Origin of the sequence: Microcystis sp. LE19-41.2A (assembly GCF_027530405.1) — a bacterium.
Classification (GTDB): domain Bacteria; phylum Cyanobacteriota; class Cyanobacteriia; order Cyanobacteriales; family Microcystaceae; genus Microcystis; species Microcystis aeruginosa.
Genome location: NZ_JAPZQJ010000262.1, coordinates 1 through 3,858 on the forward strand (window position 1 = coordinate 1; position 3,858 = coordinate 3,858).

General features: G+C 42.9%; 4 protein-coding genes and 1 pseudogene. 3 read left to right on the plus strand and 2 right to left on the minus strand.

Annotated features, from left to right (window positions below; translation table 11 throughout):
- Positions 1-138 (minus strand): annotated as a pseudogene (locus O9290_RS11410) (photosystem II D2 protein (photosystem q(a) protein)); the annotation flags it as partial.
- Between the two features lie 556 nt (positions 139-694).
- Here O9290_RS11410 and O9290_RS11415 point away from each other — a divergent pair.
- The 3 genes from O9290_RS11415 (at position 695) to O9290_RS11425 (ending at position 3,504) form a co-directional block, all read left to right on the plus strand.
- On the plus strand, positions 695-2,008 hold the full coding sequence (locus O9290_RS11415; RefSeq protein ID WP_249264989.1) for a DNA cytosine methyltransferase: 1,314 nt from the start codon (positions 695-697) through the stop codon (positions 2,006-2,008).
- Positions 1,923-2,861: a Bpu10I family restriction endonuclease gene (locus O9290_RS11420; protein ID WP_288087064.1), complete on the plus strand. Its 939-nt coding sequence runs from the start codon at positions 1,923-1,925 to the stop codon at positions 2,859-2,861. The genes O9290_RS11415 and O9290_RS11420 overlap by 86 nt, the downstream gene beginning before the upstream one ends.
- A 394-nt stretch (positions 2,862-3,255) precedes the next feature.
- Positions 3,256-3,504 carry a DUF6998 domain-containing protein gene (locus tag O9290_RS11425; protein ID WP_288057656.1) on the plus strand — a complete coding sequence of 83 codons (249 nt, stop codon included), beginning with the start codon at positions 3,256-3,258 and terminating at the stop codon, positions 3,502-3,504.
- Here O9290_RS11425 and O9290_RS11430 read toward each other — a convergent pair.
- The coding region (locus O9290_RS11430) for a transposase (protein WP_288087066.1) at positions 3,501-3,858 on the minus strand (358 nt) is incomplete at its 5' end. The genes O9290_RS11425 and O9290_RS11430 overlap by 4 nt on opposite strands.

Consider the following 3,858-nt stretch of genomic DNA (forward strand, 5'->3'; position numbering starts at 1 on the left):
TCCACCTAGGGCCATGAAGGCGCAGGGGAAGAGTAGTAAACCAGACCAACCGATGAAGACGAAACGGTCTCTTTTGAGCCAGTCATCGAGAGCATCAAACAGCCCTCTTTCTGGGGCGCGTCCGACAGCAATGGTCATGGGGGTTTTCTCCGAAAAATGTATATTATTGCTAAGATTCCGCGCTCTCTCCTCCATCCATCTGAGCAGGCGAGCAGATGTGTGGAAGAATTGTGAGAAATCTTTACTTTTCTTAACTTACACTATATTGGAAAAAATAGCCAATGTTTTTCAGGTCGATCTTAAGAAAATCTAAAATTTTTTCGGGAGACCAGTTGCTGGGCGTTGCGGGGGGAGACCACTTCGTGCGCGTTGCGGGGGGATTTGGGGAGATGGGGAGATATGCCGCCTCAATTGCTTGGTATTGTCGTCTTCACGTCTTGAGTGGAATGCTAGACCCCTCTGTGGGGTAATTATCCCCAAATTGAGGTGATTAAACCGCACGGTGTCGTATAGGGTTTTATTTAGTGGTGTTGGATCTATGCAAGAGTTCTAATATAGAGGGGGTTGCTCGATCGCAGGAGGCGGTATAATTGATGGTTAGCGCAGCCATGTCTTCCCACAATCCCTTCTTAAGTGGTAGAATACACGTTCTAATTATGGTTGTGTTTTAGGTGAAAATGAAAAGGGATTGAGAATGGATGTAAAGCAGTTAAAGGTGATCGACCTTTTTGCGGGTGCGGGTGGGTTTGGTCTAGGGTTTAAGTTGGCTGGGTATGATTTATTATGCTCGCTGGAATTTGATCAATGGGCTTGTGATACCTTAAGAGAGAATGATAAACAGCACGTTGTTGTAGAGAAAGATATTCGTGATTTCCAAGCACCTGATGAAATCAAGTCTGTTTGTTCTATTAAGCCTGACTTAATCATTGGAGGGCCACCTTGTCAAGGCTTTAGTATTGCTGGTCCAGCGCAAAAAGATCCAAAGGATCCTCGAAACAGCTTGTTTGTTGATTTTGCTCGATGGGTTGAGTATTTACAACCTACAGCCTTTGTAATGGAGAATGTAAAAGGGTTATTGTCACGAAAAAATGCGGCACATGAGCGCGTGATAGACATTATCCAAAACACATTTGAAAATATTGGTTACAGTGTAGAACTTTGGGTATTGAATGCCGCCAATTTCGGTGTGCCTCAAACTAGGGAAAGAATATTCATTGTCGGAAACAATTTAGGTATAGATAAAATCGGGGAACCCCAAATAAACCATAATCTAGATATCACAGGTTATCCAGAACAAAATGAACAATTATCATCATTCCCAAAGGGAGAATTTTCTCTTGTCCCCGCGATAACTTTGTGGGACGCAATATCTGACTTGCCAAATCTACAAGCTAGTGAAGGGTGCGAGGTGCAGGCATATTTGCATAGACCGACAAATTCTTATCAGGAATGGGCAAGAGAAAATTCTAATGCGCTGTTCAATCATGTAGCAATGAATCATTCACCTCGTCTGGTCGAAAGATTCAAACATATAGGATGGGGGGAATCAAGCGCAGATGTCCCTCCAGAACACATGCCACGCACACGTAACGGCAATGGCAATCTGTCTCATCAGGCTTATGACCAGAACAATCGCAGGTTGCATCCTTATAAACCGTCTCATACCATTGCCGCTTCTTTCTATGCCAACTTTATACATCCTTTTCAACACAGAAATATTACGGCACGAGAAGGAGCACGCCTTCAATCATTCCCTGATTGGTACAGATTTATGGGCAAGAAAACAACTCCTTCCCATAAATTACTAAAACGCGAAGGGCGGTTGGAAGATGCCCATTTATGCCAATATAACCAAATAGGCAATGCCGTTCCACCTTTGTTAGCCAGAGCGATAGCAATTCATTTACGCAAGGAGTTGTTTGATGTTAGTACACGGTTCCAATCTGCTTCAAAAAGAAGCACATCAGACGAAATACTTGGACGCAGAGAGCCGTCAATATCTCGCTGAGATTAGAGAAAAATACAATGCTTGGCATCTAGCCAATGCCCAGTTAATTGGGCCATCTGCGAAGTGCCTAGATCAGGATCAAGAAATAGTTCAACAACGTGTTGTTCTGCTTGAAGAGTATAAAGATTTTCTTGATCAACAACATTATGCAGAAAAGTTTGACTCTCGCTCTAATCTTCATTCCTCTGTTCTGGAAGAATTTTTGTACTACTTGTTCCGTGATTTAGTAGCAGACTTTGGGGAAAACGCACTTATCGGCAAATCCCATGCCTTCAAGGACATATTTTTTGCCCCACCTAATTATCAAGGCATGATGGAACGTGCTCATGCTCGCATTGAGATCAAAGATCATGACTTTGTAATTGGGGTAACCATATCGGCAAACCTTGATTTGAAGACAAATCGCAACCATGAAAAGGATGGGCAATTGAGAATTGCCGAGGAACCGGGCGAATATACTGCGCGTTGGCAAGAAAACTCTGAAATACACTACTTTGATATAGCTGCTGTAGCTATTGAATGCAAAACGTATCTGGATAAGACAATGCTTGAAGGGTCATCGCGTGCTGCTGAACAATTGAAAGCTCGTAACCCTAATTCTTTGTACATAGTTGTCATGGAATGGCTTAAGCTTACCAGTGCCGTCAATCTCCGCAAGTATGAGGTTGATCAAATATACGTTTTTCGGAAACAGAAAAACACAGACAGGGAATTTCGATTTGCTGACAGTTACCACAAGAAACCTATTGATCCCAATGTCGTATGGCATCTGTATCAAACTGTCCGCAATCACCTTACAAAAGATTGGGAAGGTGGGGTAGAACAAGGATTAGAGCGGGGGTGGTTACTTTAGAGCGATCGCAGATATGGTCGGGTGCATTAACCAAATCTAACCCAGCCTAAGTTTGATCGCTATCGCTGTAGTCAAGAGTGCGATCGCCGATCTTGTTGGGTGCGTTAATAAAATGTAACCCGCCCTATTTTGTTTTAATGCAAGTGATTGTCTCGGAGCAGCTCGCTATCGCTGTAGGGTGCGTTTCCTAATCTGGCTCCTACTGCTGCACCGATAGATTTTGGGGAACGCACCCTGCTAATTCATTGAAGCAAGTGATTGCCAGCTAACAACGCCCATGCACACCAACCGCCGAAAGGTGATCGGTTGATGCAGAGATTATCTGCGGCGGGGATGGGCAACGTTATACGGAAAAAATCTGTATAATACATAGTCATGTTTCATAGAGAGAGTGATGGAAAGCCTCCAAGAGCTTTGGCTCAAGTACAATGAGTATTCGAACAGGCTTGCTGAAGCACTTGGTAGAACGAGCAATATTGTCGGCGAGTACGCCGAATATTTGGCGCATCGGCACTACGGCGGAAAGTTACTCCGTATCTCTGGCGCAAGTGCCGACATCGAGGCTCCAGATGGGAAGAAGTATCAGGTCAAGTCCAGAAAGGTAAAAGGCACTTCAACAACGCAGCTGAACGTTATACTTTAGACGTTCATAATCTGAGATTTATTAAACTTCTGAAATCGTAGAGTCAACAAGGAATCCAGTTCTTTTTTATGTTTCAGATGGGCATCATTCAGACATTCATAAATAGCTGAAGAAAAGTCAGAAAAGTTCTCATAATATTTACCATATAAACATTTCTTTTTGACCAATTTCCACAGCCTTTCAATTAAATTTAGATTAGGCGAATAAGACGGTAAATAGAGTAACTCTATTGACAAAGAAAGAGCCAATTTTTCAACAATTTTACATTTCTGATAGCGGGCATTATCTAATACGAGAGTGATGGGAATCATTAGTCCTAAAGCAGCTATTTTTGACCGGAGTTCACAGACTTGA